The 17,592-nt window shown below is 69.5% G+C and carries 19 protein-coding genes; 7 read left to right on the forward strand and 12 right to left on the reverse strand.

From position 1 onward, the window contains the following. The first annotated feature begins 2 nt into the window (after positions 1-2). The gene (gene proS / locus TY25_RS28060) at positions 3-1,442 is read left to right on the forward strand and encodes a proline--tRNA ligase (protein WP_042260967.1); all 1,440 of its coding nucleotides are present in this window, start codon (positions 3-5) and stop codon (positions 1,440-1,442) included. Between the two features lie 10 nt (positions 1,443-1,452). Here the strand turns inward: proS and TY25_RS28065 are convergent, their stop codons facing one another. Both TY25_RS28065 and TY25_RS28070 read right to left on the reverse strand, forming a co-directional pair. Continuing rightward, on the reverse strand, positions 1,453-2,079 hold the full coding sequence (locus TY25_RS28065; RefSeq protein ID WP_226887281.1) for a LysE family translocator: 627 nt from the start codon (positions 2,077-2,079) through the stop codon (positions 1,453-1,455). Positions 2,080-2,133: 54 nt separating this feature from the next. Further along, a complete protein-coding gene (locus TY25_RS28070) occupies positions 2,134-2,388 on the reverse strand; it encodes a cupin domain-containing protein (RefSeq protein WP_042260971.1) in 255 nt (84 codons plus the stop codon). Between TY25_RS28070 and TY25_RS28075 the strand changes: the two genes are divergently transcribed. From TY25_RS28075 to TY25_RS28090, 4 genes are all read left to right on the forward strand, one after another. After that, positions 2,293-2,718 carry a helix-turn-helix domain-containing protein gene (locus TY25_RS28075; RefSeq protein ID WP_226887280.1) on the forward strand — a complete coding sequence of 142 codons (426 nt, stop codon included), beginning with the start codon at positions 2,293-2,295 and terminating at the stop codon, positions 2,716-2,718. The genes TY25_RS28070 and TY25_RS28075 overlap by 96 nt on opposite strands. A gap of 33 nt (positions 2,719-2,751) precedes the next feature. Further along, a complete protein-coding gene (locus TY25_RS28080; RefSeq protein WP_042260973.1) occupies positions 2,752-3,174 on the forward strand; it encodes an SgcJ/EcaC family oxidoreductase in 423 nt (140 codons plus the stop codon). A 125-nt stretch (positions 3,175-3,299) separates the two neighbouring features. Further along, positions 3,300-4,160 carry a DUF3298 domain-containing protein gene (locus tag TY25_RS28085; protein ID WP_088606741.1) on the forward strand — a complete coding sequence of 287 codons (861 nt, stop codon included), beginning with the start codon at positions 3,300-3,302 and terminating at the stop codon, positions 4,158-4,160. 180 nt (positions 4,161-4,340) lie between these two features. Next, positions 4,341-5,909: an alpha/beta hydrolase gene (locus TY25_RS28090; RefSeq protein WP_042260977.1), complete on the forward strand. Its 1,569-nt coding sequence runs from the start codon at positions 4,341-4,343 to the stop codon at positions 5,907-5,909. A gap of 1 nt (position 5,910) precedes the next feature. Here TY25_RS28090 and TY25_RS28095 read toward each other — a convergent pair whose 3' ends face one another. Continuing rightward, the gene (locus TY25_RS28095; RefSeq protein ID WP_042260979.1) at positions 5,911-6,564 is read right to left on the reverse strand and encodes a response regulator; all 654 of its coding nucleotides are present in this window, start codon (positions 6,562-6,564) and stop codon (positions 5,911-5,913) included. Then, positions 6,561-7,745: a sensor histidine kinase gene (locus tag TY25_RS28100; RefSeq protein ID WP_042260981.1), complete on the reverse strand. Its 1,185-nt coding sequence runs from the start codon at positions 7,743-7,745 to the stop codon at positions 6,561-6,563. The genes TY25_RS28095 and TY25_RS28100 overlap by 4 nt, the downstream gene beginning before the upstream one ends. Before the next feature lie 303 nt (positions 7,746-8,048). Between TY25_RS28100 and TY25_RS28105 the strand changes: the two genes are divergently transcribed. Next, positions 8,049-8,936, forward strand: a complete 888-nt coding sequence (locus TY25_RS28105; protein WP_042260983.1) for a Sco1979 family transcriptional regulator — start codon at positions 8,049-8,051, stop codon at positions 8,934-8,936. 5 nt (positions 8,937-8,941) lie between these two features. Here TY25_RS28105 and TY25_RS28110 read toward each other — a convergent pair whose 3' ends face one another. The 4 genes from TY25_RS28110 to TY25_RS40830 all read right to left on the reverse strand — a co-directional run bounded on the left by TY25_RS28110 (position 8,942) and on the right by TY25_RS40830 (position 13,085). After that, complete coding sequence (locus tag TY25_RS28110) at positions 8,942-10,105, reverse strand: alpha/beta hydrolase family protein (protein WP_042260986.1); 1,164 nt, start codon at positions 10,103-10,105, stop codon at positions 8,942-8,944. 106 nt (positions 10,106-10,211) lie between these two features. After that, positions 10,212-10,526, reverse strand: a complete 315-nt coding sequence (locus TY25_RS28115; RefSeq protein ID WP_042260987.1) for a hypothetical protein — start codon at positions 10,524-10,526, stop codon at positions 10,212-10,214. A gap of 30 nt (positions 10,527-10,556) precedes the next feature. Then, complete coding sequence (locus TY25_RS28120) at positions 10,557-11,411, reverse strand: hypothetical protein (protein WP_052383236.1); 855 nt, start codon at positions 11,409-11,411, stop codon at positions 10,557-10,559. A gap of 114 nt (positions 11,412-11,525) precedes the next feature. Next, a complete protein-coding gene (locus TY25_RS40830; RefSeq protein WP_052383237.1) occupies positions 11,526-13,085 on the reverse strand; it encodes a protein kinase domain-containing protein in 1,560 nt (519 codons plus the stop codon). A 171-nt stretch (positions 13,086-13,256) separates the two neighbouring features. On the opposite strand from TY25_RS40830, the gene TY25_RS28130 reads away from it, so the two are divergent. Next, entirely contained in the window at positions 13,257-14,075 is an 819-nt protein-coding gene (locus TY25_RS28130; RefSeq protein WP_042260992.1) for an SDR family oxidoreductase, read from the forward strand. A 3-nt stretch (positions 14,076-14,078) separates the two neighbouring features. Here the strand turns inward: TY25_RS28130 and TY25_RS28135 are convergent, their stop codons facing one another. From TY25_RS28135 to TY25_RS28150, 4 genes are all read right to left on the reverse strand, one after another. Continuing rightward, positions 14,079-15,260, reverse strand: a complete 1,182-nt coding sequence (locus TY25_RS28135) for a sensor domain-containing diguanylate cyclase (protein ID WP_226887279.1) — start codon at positions 15,258-15,260, stop codon at positions 14,079-14,081. Positions 15,261-15,417: 157 nt separating this feature from the next. Then, on the reverse strand, positions 15,418-15,648 hold the full coding sequence (locus TY25_RS28140; protein ID WP_029899037.1) for a ferredoxin: 231 nt from the start codon (positions 15,646-15,648) through the stop codon (positions 15,418-15,420). Positions 15,649-15,653: 5 nt separating this feature from the next. Next, entirely contained in the window at positions 15,654-16,856 is a 1,203-nt protein-coding gene (locus TY25_RS28145) for a cytochrome P450 (RefSeq protein ID WP_042260994.1), read from the reverse strand. A gap of 102 nt (positions 16,857-16,958) precedes the next feature. Then, positions 16,959-17,555 (reverse strand): TetR/AcrR family transcriptional regulator, encoded by a 597-nt coding sequence (locus TY25_RS28150; RefSeq protein ID WP_042260996.1) that lies wholly within the window; start codon positions 17,553-17,555, stop codon positions 16,959-16,961. Between the last annotated feature and the right edge of the window lie 37 nt (positions 17,556-17,592).

The following is a 17,592-nucleotide window of genomic DNA, read 5'->3' on the forward strand; positions in this document are numbered from 1 at the left end:
GCATGGCACGGGACGAGCGCGGGGTAACCGCCCAGAGTGAGGATTTCGCTTCCTGGTACAACGAGGTCGTTTTCAAGGCCGGCCTCGTCGATCGGGGTCCAGCCAAAGGCACCATGGTCATCCGACCGTATGGGTACCGGGTATGGGAGCAACTGCAGGCCGAACTCGATCGCCGCATCAAAGCCACCGGACACGAGAACGCCTATTTCCCGCTCCTGATCCCGGAAAGCTACCTCAGCCGCGAAGCCGAACACGTCGAGGGCTTTTCGCCGGAGCTGGCCGTGGTCACCCACGCCGGCGGTAAAGAACTCGAAGAACCGCTGGTGGTACGGCCGACCTCGGAAACCATCATCGGCGAGATGATGTCGAAATGGATCAGCTCGCACCGCGATCTGCCCCTGCTGCTCAATCAGTGGGCCAATGTGGTGCGCTGGGAGCTGCGACCGCGAATGTTCCTGCGCACCACCGAATTCCTGTGGCAGGAGGGGCACACCGCGCACGCCGACGCCGCGGACGCCCGGCGCGAAACCATGCTCGCCCTCGACATCTACGACGAGGTGGCGCGAGAGCTGGCCGCGATACCGGTGATTCCGGGCGAGAAGACCCCCGGCGAACGTTTCGCGGGCGCGGTCACCACGTACACCATCGAGGGCATGATGCGCGACGGCCGCGCGCTCCAGTGCGGCACATCGCATTACATGGGCACCAACTTCGCGACCGCCTTCGACATCCGCTACACCGGCGAAACGGGCCGGGAGGAGTTGTGCCACACCACCTCCTGGGGCATGACCACGCGCATGCTCGGCGCCGTCGTGATGACGCACGGCGACGACAAGGGGCTGGTCTTCCCGCCGCGGCTCGCACCGCACCAGGTGGTGATCGTCCCGATCACCCGCGGCGGCAACCCCGCCGTCGAGGCGGCCGCCGAGGAACTGGCAGGCCGGCTGCGGGCGGCGGGCGTGCGCACCCACGTCGACGCGCGAGCGCAGCTCACTCCGGGGTTCAAGTACAACGAGTGGGAACTGCGCGGCGTGCCGATCCGGCTCGAACTCGGGCCGCGCGACCTCGAAGCGGGCACCGCCATGATGGTGAAACGCCTCGGCGACGCAGGAAAGCAAGCGGTTCCGCTGGACTCGCTGCCCGAGACCATGCCGCGGATATTGGACGAGTTCCAAGCGTTCCTGCTCGCCAGGGCCACCGAGTTCCGGGAAAGCCACACCCGCACCGTCGACACCTGGGCGGATTTCGCCGATGCGGTCGCGACCGGCTGGGCGCTGGCCCTGCACTGCGGCAGCACCGCCTGCGAGGAGGACATCAAGTCCATCACCGCCGCCACGCCGAGATGTATTCCCTTGCAAGCGGACTCGGCATCCGGAAATTGCGTACGCTGCGGCGCCCCCGCGACGTACGGCAAGCGCGTGATCTTCGGTCGCGCCTACTGATCAGCGCGAATCAGCTGGTCTGCACAGCGATTCGGAGGCCGAACACAACCAGCAGGGTGCCCATCACGGTGTCGATGGCGCGGCGCACACTCTGCCGCGCCAATACCCCGCGCAGCGCGTCGACCACGTTCGCCAGCACGGTGAACCAGGTCAGCGACACCAGCGCGGCGATGACGCCGAGCGAGATGCTGTCGGCGGCAGTCGGTTCGGCGGGCAGGAACTGGGGCAGCAGCGCGATGAAGAACACCGCGACCTTCGGATTGAGCAGATTGGTCAGCAGCCCCTGCCGGAACGCCGCCGCCGTGCCCGGCCGGTTCGCCAGCGCCTCGCCGGTCACGTCGTAGCCGCCGCGACGCGCGGCCAGCAGGGCGCGCACGCCGAGCACCATCAGGTACGCCGCCCCGATAAGCTTGACCACGGTGAACGCCACCGCCGACGCGGCGAGCAGCCCGGCCACACCGAGCGCGCTCACCACCGACCAGCCGAAGACGCCGGCGGCGATCCCGGCCGCACAGGCCATCCCGGCCCGCCGTCCCGACAGCACCGAACTCCGGGTGACGATCACGAAATCCGGACCCGGCGACATCGCCGCCACCAATACCACGCCACCCAGGGCGAGCGCCTGCGCTGTAGACATCACCTCGTCACCCTAACGAGCACGTGAGCCGCCAGGTAGCGGGTTTCGACCCGTCTAGCCCTCGGGATAGAAGACGAACAAGGTACAGCCGGTCGTCGTCTGCGGGATGTGCGACGAACCGGCGGGAGCGTGGATGAACGAGCCCGCGGGATAGTCCCGATCCCCGTCGTTGAAGATCCCGGCGACCACGTAGACCTCCTCGGGCCCGGGTTCGTGCACGTCGATGCCCTCCCAGCAGGCGCCGGGGTCCAGCTCGAGGACGTTCGCGCTCGCGCCCTGCGCGCCGCGCCACAGCGGGCGGACCCGAATATCGACGGTTCGCTGGCGCCGCTGCTGGACTGGATCACCGAGCGGCTCGGCGAACCGCTCACGGTCGAGGACTTGGCCGCGCGGGCCGGCGTCTCCCCCCGCACACTCGCCCGCCGCTTCACCGATCAGCTCGGCATCGGTCCCGGCCAGTGGCTGCTCGCCCAGCGCATCACCGAGGCCCGCACCCTGCTCGAAACCACCGACCTCCCAGTGGAATCCGTCGCGCGCCGAGCCGGCCTGTCCTCCGCCACCAATCTCCGCCGACGCTTCCTACGCGCCCTCGGCACCACCCCCGGCGCCTACCGCCGCGCATTCCGCACCACCGATTGACCTCAACCATAGTTGAGATCGAACAATGGGCGCATGACCGATATCGAAGCGGCCAGGCAGCTCCTGGACCACGCCACCGAACTCTGGATTCGGCACGAGATGCGAGAGTGGGGACGACTTTTCACCGAAGACTGCGACTTCATCACGCACCGCGGGGTGTGGTGGCGCTCGCGCGCGGACAACGTCCTCGGACACGAGGACGTACCGGAATCCGTTCTGGCACAGAAGAAGAACTACACCCAGACGGTGCTCGACATCCGGCTCATCGCCCCGGACGTGGTGCTGGCGCACACCGAGTGGTCGTGGCCCGATCACCTGCTGCCGGGTGCGGCCGCGGGCGAGGACCGACGCGGCCTGGTCACCATGGTGCTGGTCCGGCGGGACGGGCGCTGGCTGATCCGGGCCGCGCACAACACGCGGTTGAACGGACTCGACGATTTCGCCTCGACCGGATAGTCCGCGCCGGGATCGGGAAGCCTGTGGGGCGCGGCGGGAGGTTTCGGGATCGTGGACGGGTTCGTGCCGGACAATGTGCTGGACCAGCCGGTGTCGGACTTCGATGCCGCAGTGAGGGAGGTTCTGTGGTGCGGTCGGCGAAAAGGTATGGGGTGGCGCTGGGTGCGACGCTGATCGTGGCGCTCGGCGCGTGTGGGACCGACGACGCGAGCGACGGCGCTTCGAGCAGTTCGCCGCAGGTGCAGCAGCAACAGGCGACGAGCGCGTCCGCGCCGCCGGGCACCGGTGCCGCACCGCCGACCCGTGATGCGGATCCGGCCGAGATCACTTCCGGGGGATCGACATATACGGTCCGGCGGGTCGAGGTGCCCAACGGCGTCGGAACCACCGATCAGGCGGCTTCGCTGGAACTGTCCGGCGGCGATGCGCGGGTGACCGAGGTGTTCAACCGCGGGGTGCGTACATACGTCAAGGAACAGGTCGACCTGGTGAACGGCGGTGACGACCAACGCGAACGCGCCGTCTCGACCACCGGCGAGCTCTTCAGCACCGAGCGCACGGTCAGCGAAGTGGTCTCGGGCCTCATCGTTTTCGAGAAGGCGGCACATCCCACCAAGATCCTGGGCACCATCACCACCGACAGCCGCACCGCGCGGCCGATCCTGATCGGCGACCTGTTCACCGACCCGGCCACCGGGCTCGCCGAATTGGCCAGGGCCACCACGGAAGCGACCCGCGCGGTGTATCCGGAGCTGGCCGACAGCAAGACCATCACCGACGCACTGCAGCCGACGGAACGAAACTACGCGAACTGGGTGCCCACCCCCACGGGCGTGCAGATCCATATCGACACCGGCGTCTACGTGTACGGGTATCCGTGCGTACAGGTGCCCTGGTCGCGGTTGCGCCCGACGCTCGGCCCGGCGCTGCGAGCGGTAGCGGAGAAAGCACCCGACACGGCACCGGCGACCTGCGGCTTGCATTGAACGCCCACCCGGATGAGCACGGGATGTATACCGAACGGGTGAGACCGCGCAGGCCGAATTCGGCCGTCGGGTAGACGCCGACCATGGGCACGAATATCTAGCGTTCAGCAGAGCGCCTGCCATTCCGGCAGGGGTACGTCGCCGCGGTGCGACGGAAGCTCTTCTGTCTGTGAGGTTTTGATGCGCGCACACGGCTGTGCCGACACGGCGGCACTGGCGTTCTCGATAGTGATCGCCTCGATGATGCTGACGGCTTGCGGCGAAGCCGAGGACCCCCGCCCGACCGCGAACGCATTGCCGAATACGTTGCGGGAACAGGTGCTCCACTGGCACGACTGCCGCACCGGACCGGACGACGAGGTGGGCCTGCGCCTGGCGGCCGTGGGCGCGGTATGCGGAGAGTTCCAGGCGCCGTTGGACTATGCCGATCCGAGCGGCCCCGCACTGTCCATCGCCGTCGCGCGACGTACCGCCACCGATACCGCACACCGCCTGGGCACGCTGCTGGTGCAGACCGGCGGCCCCGGGCCGTCCCGGGACGGCGTCGCGATCCTGGTGGACGGACCCGAAGGCGGCCATCCGGCCACGGCGGCGCTCGCCGAACGCTACGACCTGGTCGGCATGGACCCCCGGTTCTTCGGCGCCAGCGCACCGTTGGACTGCGGTTGGCCCACCGGCGCCTACCTCGGACTCGCCCAGGCCGCGCCGCGCGACCGGGCAGATTTCGACCGCACCGTGCAGACGGCCCGCGACCTGGCCGCCCGCTGCGCACCGCAGCGCGACCTGCTCCCCCACGCGTCGACGCGGGCCGTCGCCCGGGACACCGATCTCTTGCGCACGCTGCTGGGTGAACCGAAGATCTCCTATCTCGGCTGGTCCTGGGGAACGTATCTGGGCGCGGTGTACCTGCAACTGTTCGGCGAGCGCGTCGATCGGGTGGTGCTCGACAGCGCACTGGACCCGGCCGCACCGGGCCCGGACCTGACCAGGTCCGCGGCCCCCGCCACCGCCACCGCCCTCGCGGACTGGGCGCGCTGGGTGTCCGCGCACGACGACGAATTCGATTTGGGCACAACCGAACAAGCCGTGCTACGGTCGGTCGACGAGCTGGTCCGGGCGATCGCCGCGCAGCCGATCTCGCTCGGCGGGCTGACGATCACCGCCGACATGGTGCCGGGCCTGCTGCTGACCGTCGACGATTCCGACGAGTACTACGCCGAGTTCAGCAGGCAGGTGGGCACCTTGCGCGATGCCGCCCGCGGTCGCGCCACCGACCTCGCGCCGGGCCTCGCGCAGAAGCTCGCGCTGTACGCCGAGACCACCGCGGCACCCGAATTCGGTTTCAGCGCAACGGTGGCCAACCAGTGCGCCGACCGTCCCGCCCGCGACCCCGAGGCCTACTTCACCGATATCCAGCGGCATCGCGACGCGGAACCGATGTTCGGGGCGCTGGCCCGGCATCTCACGCCGTGCGCGGTGTGGCCGACGGAGCCTGCCGAACCCGCCGTCGAGATCGGCAACCCCCATGCGGCGCTGCTCATCGGCGCGTCCGGCGATCCGGTGGCACCGGCGGCCGGACAGCGGGCGATGCGCCGGGCCCTGTCCGGTGCCCGATCGCTCACGCTGGCGGACGCCTTCCGCCACGGCGTGTACCTCTTCGATCCGGCTCCGTGCCTCGACGCCGCGGTCGACGACTACCTGCTGAACGGCACACTTCCCGCGGCCGACGCGGTGTGCGAGCGCGAGTGAGCTAGCGCGAGCCGGGCTGCCGCAGCCCGGCTTCGTGGGCGACGATCACCGCCTGCACCCGGTCGCGTACCCCGAGTTTGGTAAGGATATGGCGCACATGGGTTTTCACGGTTCCCTCGCCGACCGCGAGCACGGTCGCGATCTCGGCGTTGGACAGCCCTCGCGCCAGCACCCGCAATACCGCGGTCTCGCGCTCGGTCAGCGTCGCCACCAACCGGCGGGCGGCGGGATCGATCGGCGGGGCGAGCCGGTCGAGCAGGCGCCTGGTCGTCGAGGCGGCCAGCACCGCATCGCCGGCGTGCACCGATCGCACAGCGGACAAGAACTGTTCCGGGGGCGCGTCTTTGAGCAGGAACCCGCTGGCGCCCGCGCGCACCGCGGCCACCGCGTAGTCGTCGAGATCGTAGGTGGTCAGCACCAGTACCTTCGGCGGGTGCGCGCTCGCCAGCAGGTGCCGGGTGGCCGCGATGCCGTCCAGCCGCGGCATGCGCACATCCATCACCACGACGTCGGGACGGAGTCGCGCGGCCTCGGCGACACCGCTCACCCCGTCGCCCGCCTCGCCGATCACCCGCAGATCCGGCTGGGAGTCCACCACCATCCGGAACCCGGCCCGCACCAGCGCCTGGTCCTCGACCAGCAATACCGTGATCATCCGGTGTACCCGGCCCGCACCGGGATTCGCGCCGTCAGCACATGCCCGGCCGTCCCCGCGCGCGGCCGGAGTTCGAGCTCGCCGCCGTAGGCTTCGACCCGTTCGCGCATGCCGACCAGGCCGTAACCCGGGCTGCCCGAAGGCTGCCCGGACGGACCGTCGTCCCCGACGCTGACCCGCAACCAATCCCGTTCCTGCCGCACCGAAACCTCGGCGCGCGCACCGGGTCCGGCGTGCTTGACGACATTCGTCAACCCCTCCTGGACGATCCGATAGACCACCAGCCCCACCCCCGAATCGGTCAGTCCGCACGGCAGCTCGAGCTCCAGGGCCACCGGCACACCCGCGCCGCGGACCTCCTCGACCAATCGGTGTATGTCCGAAATACCCACGCGCGGAGCCGGATCCGGTTCCGTCTCGGTGTCCTCGCGCAGCACGCCGATGGCACGGCGGGTCTCGGCCAGCGCCCGCCTGCCCTGGTCGCCGATGGCCTGCAGGGCGTCGATCGCGGACTGCGGGGCCGCACGCGCGGCATAGCGGCCGCCGTCGGCTTGCGCGACGATCACCGCCAGCGAGTGCGCGAGGATGTCGTGCATATCGCGCGCGATCCTGGTGCGCTCGGACAGCACCGCGAGCCGGGCCCGCTCGTCCCGGGTGCGCTCGAGCAAGGCGGCGTGTTCGGCCAGCGCGCGGAATTCGCCGCGCCGCGCGCGCTGCCACGCGCCGCCCAGCCAGGCCGCGAGCACCGTGCTCGCCAGAAAGCCGCCGACCAGCACGTGCGCCAGGGCCGACATCGGCAGCTGGGGCCAGCTCCAGCCGCCGAGCACCGCCCCCGCCAGCCCCACGACCAAACCCGTTCGGCTCCACAGCCGCCGGCTGTGCGCGGCGAGGGTGTACACCGCGATCGGCACGGCGACATCGGCGGGCAGCGCGCCCGTGGTGTCGCGCACCGCGCACCACTGCGCGAAGGCCACGGCCGCCACGGCGAGCGCCGCCGCCTCCGGCCATCGTCGCCGCACTGTCAATGGGGCGAGCACCAGCACCGACAAGGTGAAGTAGGCGGCATCGGCCCCGATCAACAACCCGAACAGCACACAGACGAGGACGAGGAGACCGGCCGTCGCAGCGTCCACCAGCGCCGTGCGCCGGCGCAGCCATCCCACCACCCGCTCGTCGACCACCCGACCACCCTAGATCTCGCAGCGTCGCACCACCTCTGCCCGCAGGATGACCCCGTCGCCACAGTCCGTACGCCGCAGGGCATATCCGCCCCTCCGGCCGATACGGTGCGTACCGATAGCCGATCGATCGCGCGCCACGCGGGGCGACGCACCGGACAACCGAATTCGCCGGGGAAGTCCAGCGAAAGTTACGGTAAAACTGGAACCTAGGGGTCTACGATCGAAAATAGCCACGGTTTGCGTAGCGGTGTTGGGGCGCGTGCATCATACTGTCGGCTTTTTCGAGCAGCGGAGTAGGAGCTCATGATCACGGAACCGGGACGGTTCGGCGGTGTCGACCCACGGGTCGCCGACCGCGGACCGACGGCGCTGCGGATCGCGGTCGGCGGTCAGTTGCGCGCACTGCGCGAGGAGTGCGGCATCACGCGTGAAGCCGCGGGCGACTACATTCGCGGATCGCACGCCAAGATCAGCCGCCTCGAACTCGGCCGCACCGGTTTCAAGGAACGCGACATCCTCGATCTGCTGACCCTGTACGGCGTCACGGATCCGGACCAGCGCGCGGTGCTGGTCGACCTGGCGCGCGGGGCGAATCAGCCCGGCTGGTGGCACAGCTACAACGATCTGCTCCCCTCCTGGTTCGAGACGTACCTCGGCCTCGAAGGCGCCGCACAGACGATCAGAACCTTCGAAGGCCAGCTCGTGCCCGGTCTGCTGCAAACCGACGAGTACACGCATGCGGTGATCGCGGTCAGCCATCACAACGCCGAGGCGACCCGGCGGGTGGAGCTACGCCGCAGGCGCCGCGAGATCCTGGACATCGAGAACGGACCGGCGCTCTGGGCGGTGCTCGACGAGGCCGTGCTGCATCGCCCGATCGGCGGCCGCAGCGTGCTGCGCAACCAGATCCGGCATCTGGTGACGATGTCGGACAAGCGCAACGTGACCATCCAGGTGCTGCCCTACCAGGCGGGCGGCCACCCGGCCGCGGGCAGCTCGTTCACCATGCTCCGCTTCACCGAACGCGAACTGCCCGACATCGTCTACCTGGAACAGCTGACCAGTGCGCTCTACCTGGACCGTCGCGAAGACCTCCAGCTCTACCGCGAGGTGATGGACCGCCTGGCGGTGCAGGCCGAGCAGCCGGATCGGTCCCGTGAGCTGCTGATCGCCGCCGCCGAGGCGCTGTAGACCCGTCACGGGGTGTACGAGCGGATCTCCGGGAACGCCGGGTCTGCCCCGTCGAGCAGCGGCTGCGGCAGCGCGCGGAGGTGCTGATCGAAGAACGCGACGATGTAGGCGCGGATGATCTCGACGGCACGGTGGCCCGGCAGCGCGGGCGTGGCCGCGGCGTCCGCGCCGAGCAGTGCCGGGGTGTCGAGGAAGGAATTGTGATCGGCGCCGACGACGGTCAACCAGCGCTTCCAGCCGCGCAGCGCGATCCAGGCGCGGTCCCAGCTCGAATCATGGCCGCCGGGGCGGGTTTCGGCGTCGGTGCCGAACAGCAGGAACGGCCGATCGCCCAATCGTGTTGCGGCGGTGTCGTCGAAGAAGCTCCCATCCATGTTCACCCCGGCCCGCACCCGCGGATCGGCGGCCATGGTGGCAGCCGCGGCGGCACCACCGAGGGAGTGTCCGGCCATCCCGATCCGGGCGGTGTCGATCATCCGTGCACGCGTCCAGCTCGGCTGCGCGCCGGTGAGCCGATCCAGGAGAAACGTCACGTCGCGGGCCCTGGTCTCGACCACCGCGGACAGCGGTAGACCTGCCTCGATGCGTTGGCACACAACGCAAGTCGACAAGCGGCCGGCCGGGAACTCGGTGCCGAACGATTCACCCGCGTGGTCGACCGCCGCGACGATATAGCCACGACTGGTCAGTTCCTCGGCCAACGCAGTGAGCGTGTAGCGCGGTGCGGTGAGGCCCGGCGACAGCACGACGAGCGGGTACGTGCCGTCCACGGGCCGCGCGCCCGCGACGCTGTGCGTCCGTACCGCAGACAGGGTTTCGGCAGGGATCTCCTGGTCGAGCGCCGAACCACGGAGCAGCGCCGGGATTTCGGCGGCGCTCGCGTACGGTTCGAACGCCCCTGCGCCCGCCCGCGCCGGGTAGTACATGCTGACCATGAGTTCGCGCGGTGTGCCGGGTGTCCACGGATCGTCCCGGGCGGGATCGACCAGCTGCAGCACGTCTCGTCCGATCGCGAATTGCCCTGTGGGCGTGGGCAGCCGACCGGGCTGCGCGGCTGTCGCCGACGCGGTGGCGGACGCTGCGGCCGGTTGGTCCGAGGCTCCGGACGAACAGGCCGCCACCGCGAGGGTCGCGGTCAAGGCGAGCACGAGGGCAACGGCACTGCGCATGGTGAACTCCGCATCGATCGGCCCGGCGCGAATCGCCGGTGCTGCGTTCGATATTCACCGCCGCCGCGCAAACCTCCGGCAGGGCGACGGCAAAATCAGGTAAGACTCACGCGCCGCCCGCGGGCTTGCGCAGCTGCGCGTAGAGTTCGTCGAAGCGATTGCCGAGCACCGTGTAGAGGTCGAGCCAGCCGCTGCTCGCGGCGATTTCGCAGAGCGAGCCGGTGGGCACGAACATGAATCGGAGCTCGTCCAGCCGGCTCAGGTCGTGCTGCCGGAGCCGCCCGGCGCAGTCGCTCAGGTCATCGATGAGCTCTTGCTCGTCCGAGTAGCGCCGCTGCCAGCTCAGGTCCTGCGGCGCCGCGCGCACGACGGCGAGCACGCGGTCGAGGATGCGCAGTATCTCCGCCTCGGGCGACTCCATGCCGCCAGCATGGCATGCCGGCGCGCGGGTTCAGTACCGGTGCAGGATCAAATCGGTCTTCAGCACGTCGGTCGGGGCCAGCCAGCCTTTGGACCGCAACGTACTGATCGCCTGGTCACGCAACGCGCTCGCCTGCGCCGAAGTGTCTGTCTTGAAGGACAATTCGATGATCGTCTCGGTGCCGTCGCCCGCGGCGTTGCGCACCGGCACCACCTCGACGTCGAGGTCGGCGCCCTGCCAGCTGCCGGACCAGCTCTTCGCCTGGACCGGACCGTACTGCCGGGAGTCCGCGAGCTCGGTCTTACCCCAGTTCGAGCCGGACCAGTTCTGCAACTTCCCGGGAATCTGATCGACCAGGATCCTGCGCGCCTCGGCTTCGGCGGGCAACGCGGTGCCCTGGTAGCCCTTCGCCGACGCGGACTTCTTGTTCGCGAAACTCAACGTCATCTTGTCGTAGGTCCAATCGACCTGCGCGTCGTAGTTGGTGTCGGAGGAGTCGAAACCCTGCTGGTTGGCCTTGGTCAGCGCGGCGTCGAGATCGCCGTCCACGACCGGGAAGCGCTTCTTGTAGTTGAGGTCGAACGAGCTGCCGTCCTTGTGCCGCAACCGCACGCTCCAGCCCGCGCCGTTCAAGTCCAGTGGGGCGGTGTCGAAGTATTCGTAGGCGAGCGCCTTGGCGCTGCCGCCGAGCCCGAAGGTGGTGCGCACGTCCGCGTTCGGCGCGCCGGAGGCGTCCAGCGCCCCGGCCACCAGATTGAGTTTCACCTCGAAACTCGGCTCCGCGTTCGAGGCCGCCGCCGCTACCGGAACCGGTCCCGTCGCGGTGCTGCCGATGGTCACGGCCAGTGCCGCGACAGCGATGAGGAGACCGCGGCTGATCTTCATTCTCGACATCATCGAAGCGTGCGAGCGCAAAGTGGCCGACAGGCAAGTGGCAGGCGGCCGCCACGTGAAGTCTCCCAGGCAAACACACCGCTACCCTAGCGAGCCGGACCGCTGTCAGCGGCGAGCAGGGCGTCGATAGGCGAGCCATCGACCGGTCGCGGGCGCGAGCGCGCACCACAGCGGAATCAGGAACAGGACCAGCCCGCCGCTGCAGAACGTCCGGCCGACCGGGTAGTGGTTCGCCACGCTGGCCGCCAAGCCGAGCAACGCGGCCAGCACGGCGAGGCCGCACCCGCCGACCACCACCGTGCGGCCGATGCGCTTGCGCGCCAGCAAAGCCACGGCACCGAAGATCAGCACGACCGACAGCAACGCGCCCACGAAACCGAGCGCGAGGTACTCGAGGGTGAAGTCGAAGCCCGGTCCCCGCTGTCTGCCCGACCGCAGTTCGGTCGCGGCGGCGAAAGCCGGGAGCAGCGAGATCAGGCCGTACATCCCGGCGAGCACGGCGGCGGTCCGCGCGGTCGCGCCCGAGGGCGGCGGCGGATCACCCACCGGCGACATGTTCCACGGATAGACCGACGCACCGCCGGACCCGGCCGCGCTCGGCGGCTGGGCGACCATCGTCGGGACGGCCCGGCGCTGCGCATCGCCGTCCTCGACGGCGGCCCGGCGCGTCTCGGGACGCTGCGGCTCGGCGCGCCGGGGTTCCGGACGCTGCGGTTCCAGTCGCTGCGGTTCCGGTCGCTGCGGGTGCGGACGCTGCGGTTCTGCCCGCGAGGGTTCCGCTCGCGCGGATTCAGGCCGCGCGTTGTGCACCGTCGGCGACAGTCGAGCTGCGGGTACCGCGGGCCGATGCAGCGCGGCCGCCGCGGCATGCGCGAATTCGCTACAGGTGGCGAATCTTTCGTGTCGCTGCTTGGCCATCGCGCGACCGATCACCTCGTCCAGCCCCGCGGGAAGATCGCGGCGGCTGTCGCTGAGCCGCGGCACCGGTTTGGCGAGGTGGCCCGCGATGATCTGGCCCGGGTTGGTCGCGGGGAACGGCGTCTGCCCGGCCAGCAGCGTGAAAAGCGTGCAGGCGAGCGAATATTGGTCGGCGCGATGATCGATGGTCTCACCGGAGAGCTGCTCGGGCGAGGCGTAGGCCAGAGTGGCGGTGAACGTGCCGGTGGCGGTCAGCTTGGTGTCGGAGTCGAGCTGGCGGGCGATGCCGAAATCGGTGAGGATCGCCCGCGGCCCGCGCCCGGAGTCCGGTTCGGCCAGCAGGATATTCGCGGGTTTGATGTCACGGTGCAACACGCCGCGGCTGTGCGCGTAGTCGAGCGCGTCGGCGGTCTCGGCGACGAGCCGCACGATCTGCGCGGGCGCCGTGGCGCGCGGATTCATCCGCGCCGCATCGGTACCCGCGACGTACTGCATGGAGATCCACAGGTGCCCGTCCTGGGTGCCGCGATCGTAGATGCCGACGATGCCCGGATGTTCCAGTCGGGCAACGACATTGGCCTCCTGCTCGAACCGGCGGCGCAGTTCCGGATCCTCCGAGATCGCCCGATGCAGCAGTTTGAGCGCGACCAGCCGGGGCAGCCGCGGATGCCGGGCCCGGTACACGGTGCCCATCCCTCCCTGTCCGAGCACGCCGTCGACGAGGTAGTCGGCGAATGTGTCACCCACCCCTAACACTACGATCCTTCCCGTCGAACGCATGCTGATCGACGGCGAGCATAACGCGCGGGGGCCGTGCACCACCCGCCGACGGCGACTGACCGGCCGCTGCCGAGTTCGGCGGGGCGTTACGCATTCCATCCTTGCTTGGAGTGCACTCCAGGTGGCTACCGTGCAGTCATGAGCAAAATTTGGTTCATCACCGGCGTCTCCCGTGGTTTCGGTCGAGAATGGGCGCTTGCCGCGCTGAGCCGCGGTGACCGCGTCGCCGGCACCGCCCGCGACCTGAGCACGCTCGACGATCTCACCGCCCGGTATCCCGAGACGTTCCTGCCGATCCGGCTGGACGTCACCGATCGGGCGGGCGACTTCGCCGCGGTACAGCAAGCCGCACAGCACTTCGGCCGGCTCGACGTGGTCGTCAACAACGCGGGCTACGGACAGTTCGGCATGATCGAGGAACTGACCGAGGACGAGTTCCGCGCCCAGTTCGAGACCAACGTGTTCGGCGCGCTGTGGGTCACCCAGGCGGCGCTGCCGATCCTGCGCGCCCAGGGCAGCGGACACATTCTGCAGGTCTCCAGCATCGGCGGCATCGCGGCGTTCATGAACCTCGGCGCGTACCACGCGTCCAAGTGGGCGCTGGAGGCGTTCTCGCAGTCGCTGGCCCAGGAGGTCGCGGAGTTCGGCATCCACGTGACGCTGATCGAACCCGGCGGGTTCGGCACGGACTGGGCCGGTCCGTCGTCCAAGCACGCGACCCCCAACCCGGCCTACGACGCGGTGCGGGAGCGCCGGGCCGCACAGCGGGCCGTGCAGCGCTCCGGGGACCCCACAGCAACCGGCGCGGCGATCCTGGCGGTCGTCGACGCGGACCAGCCGCCGCTGCGCATGTTCCTCGGCGAGATCCCACTGTCCATCGCGACCGCGGAGTACGAGTCCCGGCTCGCGCTCTGGCAGCGGTGGCAACCGGTTTCGGCTGCCGCCCAAGGCAACTGAGCCTCAACCCCGGTACAGCATCTCCGGATGCCACCGCAGGTCCGCCATGGCGCGCCGGTCCGGGACGCGCCACGGCCGGGCCGAGTTCGGTTCGTTCTGCTCGGCGACCACCACGGCGTTGCCGCCGAGCCGCTTGGCCCGGTACATCGCTGAGTCGGAGCCGCGCAGCAGTTCGCGATAGAGCGCCGGGGTGTAGACGGCCTTGGGATGGCACGGATCGAGCACCGCGACGCCGACGCTGGCCGTGATCCGCACCGGCAGGTCCGGCATGGTCGCGAGCGCGTCGCGCAACCGCTCGCCGACCGCCGCCGGGTCCTCGCGGAGATGGCCGACGACCACGAACTCCTCGCCGCCGGTACGCGCGATCAGCGCGTCGGCGTCGGCGGCCGCACGCAACCGCTCGCCCGTACACACCAGGACCTCGTCACCGAACGGATGTCCGAAGGTGTCGTTGACGACCTTGAAGCGGTCCAGGTCCAGCGTGGCGACATAGGCGGCGCCGCGGCGGCCGTGGCCGAGATACGACGGCAACCGGTTGTCGAGCCCGCGCCGGTTCAGCAGCCCGGTCAGCGGATCCGAGAGCGCGTCCTTGCGCAGCAGCCAGTGACTGAACTGGATGAACGGCAGCATCACGCCGACCACGACCATCATCACCAGCACCACCGCGAGGCCGAGGGCGAGATCGGCCGTACGCGTGGTCGGCCCGTTGTCCGCCAGCGCGCCCTGGACCATCAACGTCGCGAGCACCACGCTCGTCAGCAGCGTCCAGCCGATGTGCAGCGCGAGCACCCGCGGACCGTGGAAGACGGTCACATACGCGCCGATCGCGGTCAGCAGCACCACCCCGAGGACCCCGACGACCCGGTCGTGCACCAGCACGTCGTTGGCGGCGGTATCGAGATCGAAGAAGACGATCCAGAGCAGCGACTCTTTTTCCCGCGGCCACGGCAGGAACCACCAGCGCACCGTCCAAGCGCCAGCGACGAGCGCTTCCACGATGCCCTGCACCTCGCCGACCGGACCGGCCACGTCCCCCTGCGCGATCGAGGCGAGCACCGCGATGGTCAGCATGACGATGCCACCGGCGCCGAGCATGAACTTGAATCGGCCCAGCGCCGCATGGGACCCGAAGGTCTCGACCAGTCGGCGATAGTCGACCGGGTCTTGCCACCACGTTCGAAACATCGATCGCCCGTCGGCCATCGGGTCACCGCCTCAGGTCGGACTTCTCCTGGTCATCCAACTCGGCACGCGGATCGACAGTAGGACGGCACCTACCGTTGACGCAACGTGAGCTTCACCCTATCGCCGCAGGTAATCGTGGTTCGGACGGCTGTATCCGCTAGGGACCGGGTGCGATGACCTCGCCGGTGCCGGCGGCCAGCACCCGGATCGCCTCGATCGGGCACGATTCGGCGGCGTCGACGACGAATTCGTCCGGCGCGACGGTGTCGGCGATCGGGCTGGAGCGTCCGTCGACCAGGGTGAAATGTTCGGGTGCCATCCCGACGCACATGCCGGAACCGAGACACTGCTCTCGGTCGACTGTGATCTGCCATTTCTGCTCGGTCATGAGTCTCACCAGCTCACCGGTAGCGCCTTCGGCCCCCGCACCAGGAGGCCGGTTTTCCAGGGCACGTCCTCGACCGGCACCGCGAGGCGCAGGGTCGGGAACCGCCGCAGCAACGAGCCTAGCGCCACCTGGAGCTCGACCCGGGCCAGTTGCGCGCCGAGGCAGTGGTGCACACCGTGCCCGAAAGCCAAGTGCGGGTTGTGCTGCCGGGCCAGATCGAGGGTCTCCGGGTCGGCGAACACGGCCTCGTCACGGTTGGCGGCCTGGGTGTTCACGAAAACCGCCTCCCCCGCCCGCACGGTGACGCCGCAGAGTTCGAGGTCTTCGGTGGCGATCCTGGGAGACGAACCGCCGGAACCCAATTGGACGTAGCGCAGCAGTTCCTCGATCGCCGCGGGGACCGAATCCGGTCGGGCGCAGAGCATTTCCCACTGCCCCGGGTTGGTGAGCAGGACGTAGGTGAAGTTCGCCAGCTGGTTGGCCGTCGTCTCGTGGCCCGCGATCAACAGGCCGATACCGAGATTGACCAATTCGTCCTCGGTCAGCCGGTCCTCGTCGTCCCGGGCCGCGACCAGCGCGCCGAGCAGGTCATCGGTCGGCGCCGCCCGGCGTTGCGCGACCAACTCCGCGAGGTAGGCCTCCAGATTCACCCGCGCCGCGGCGATCTGCTCGCGCGTGTAGGCGGTGGTGGACAACACGGTGTCGGAGAAGTCACGGAATCGATGCTGGTCTCGCGGTGGGACCCCGAGCATTTCGCAGATCACCGTGACCGGCAGCGGCAGCGCGAGCTGTTCGACCAGATCGGCGGGCGGGCCGAGCCGTTCGATCGCGGCCAAGCGCTCGTCCACGATCTCCTGCGCGCGCGGGCGCAGCAGCTCGACGCGGCGACCGGTGAACGCCTTGGCCACCAGCTTGCGCAGCCTGCTGTGCTCGGGCGGGTCCATGCTGAGCAACGAATTGCGGCGCGCGGGTTCGGGTGTGGCCCGCGGGATGTCCTCGCGCTCCACCGCCGCGCTGCGGCTGAAGCGCTGGTCGGCGAGCACGAGTTTGACGTCCTCGTAGCGGGTGACCAGCCAGCCCGCACCGCCGTAGGGCAGCTGGACGCGCGTGATCGGCTCCTCGCGGCGCAGCTTCGCGTAGAGCGGGTCGATATCGAGACGGAACGGCTCACCGAAGGGGTATCGGCGAACCTCGGCACTCGCGGTCATGAGCTCTCCCTTTCCCGACGCCGGCACTGGGCGATGTAAGCGTGCGCTTACATTCATCCCATGTTAGGCAGCGCACAGTGCCCAGTCAACGGACGGATTCCGTTACGGCGGAGGGAAATTCACGTCGACGCCGGCGAGCAGCACCTGCGCCGCCCGCAGCACATGCCGGGCAACCACCGCGGGATCGGCGCTCCCCAGCGGTTCGCGCCGGTGCACCGAGCGCATCAGCCCGATGCCGAGTACCCAGGCGAGCACCAGATCGGCCAGCAACTCCGCGTCCGGGTCCTCGCTCAGCGAGGACAGCGCGCGCACATAGTCGTCGCCCAGTTCCCGCCGGATCGCCGAGGCCCCCTCGTCGTGGCCGCTCGAGCGCAAGGCGGCCTGCAGCCAGTTGCCGCGGGCCGGTTCGCCCTCGGACTGCAACGCCCGCGCGAGCACCCGGCCGAGCAGGGTTTCGGCCGGGCCTTGCTCGAGCACCCGCCGCTCGCGATCGGCGAGCGACGCCCGGAACAGCTCGTCCTTGTTGCCGAAGTACCGGAACAGCAACGCCTGATTCACCTCGGCGCGCGCCGCGATATCGCGCACCGTGGCACGCTCGTAGCCGCGCTCGGCGAACAGCTCCTGGGCCGCCGCCAGAATCGCGGCCCTGGTGCCCGCCGCGTCCTTCTTGCGGCCGGCCGGCTGCTGGTCATTGGTCATAGGTCCTCCGGTCGCCGATCTCGGAAGAGCAGCGTAT

Source organism: Nocardia brasiliensis NBRC 14402, assembly GCF_000308475.2.
GTDB classification, from domain to species: Bacteria; Actinomycetota; Actinomycetes; order Mycobacteriales; family Mycobacteriaceae; genus Nocardia; species Nocardia brasiliensis.

What these genes read in the sequence shown, in the direction of transcription:
- TY25_RS28095 (WP_042260979.1), bottom strand. Translation starts at nt 6,564, where the DNA reads ATGATCACGGTATTGCTGGTCGAGGACCAGGCGCTGGTGCGGGCCGGG.
- TY25_RS28115 (WP_042260987.1), bottom strand. Translation starts at nt 10,526, where the DNA reads ATGGAGTCGCCCGAGGCGGAGATACTGCGCATCCTCGACCGCGTGCTC.
- TY25_RS28150 (WP_042260996.1), bottom strand. Translation starts at nt 17,555, where the DNA reads ATGACCAATGACCAGCAGCCGGCCGGCCGCAAGAAGGACGCGGCGGGC.
- TY25_RS28145 (WP_042260994.1), bottom strand. Translation starts at nt 16,856, where the DNA reads ATGACCGCGAGTGCCGAGGTTCGCCGATACCCCTTCGGTGAGCCGTTC.
- TY25_RS28105 (WP_042260983.1), top strand. Translation starts at nt 8,049, where the DNA reads ATGATCACGGAACCGGGACGGTTCGGCGGTGTCGACCCACGGGTCGCC.
- TY25_RS28130 (WP_042260992.1), top strand. Translation starts at nt 13,257, where the DNA reads ATGAGCAAAATTTGGTTCATCACCGGCGTCTCCCGTGGTTTCGGTCGA.
- proS (WP_042260967.1), top strand. Translation starts at nt 3, where the DNA reads ATGGCACGGGACGAGCGCGGGGTAACCGCCCAGAGTGAGGATTTCGCT.
- TY25_RS28110 (WP_042260986.1), bottom strand. Translation starts at nt 10,105, where the DNA reads ATGCGCAGTGCCGTTGCCCTCGTGCTCGCCTTGACCGCGACCCTCGCG.
- TY25_RS28065 (WP_226887281.1), bottom strand. Translation starts at nt 2,079, where the DNA reads ATGTCTACAGCGCAGGCGCTCGCCCTGGGTGGCGTGGTATTGGTGGCG.
- TY25_RS28120 (WP_052383236.1), bottom strand. Translation starts at nt 11,411, where the DNA reads ATGAAGATCAGCCGCGGTCTCCTCATCGCTGTCGCGGCACTGGCCGTG.
- TY25_RS28140 (WP_029899037.1), bottom strand. Translation starts at nt 15,648, where the DNA reads ATGACCGAGCAGAAATGGCAGATCACAGTCGACCGAGAGCAGTGTCTC.
- TY25_RS28090 (WP_042260977.1), top strand. Translation starts at nt 4,341, where the DNA reads ATGCGCGCACACGGCTGTGCCGACACGGCGGCACTGGCGTTCTCGATA.
- TY25_RS28080 (WP_042260973.1), top strand. Translation starts at nt 2,752, where the DNA reads ATGACCGATATCGAAGCGGCCAGGCAGCTCCTGGACCACGCCACCGAA.
- TY25_RS28135 (WP_226887279.1), bottom strand. Translation starts at nt 15,260, where the DNA reads ATGTTTCGAACGTGGTGGCAAGACCCGGTCGACTATCGCCGACTGGTC.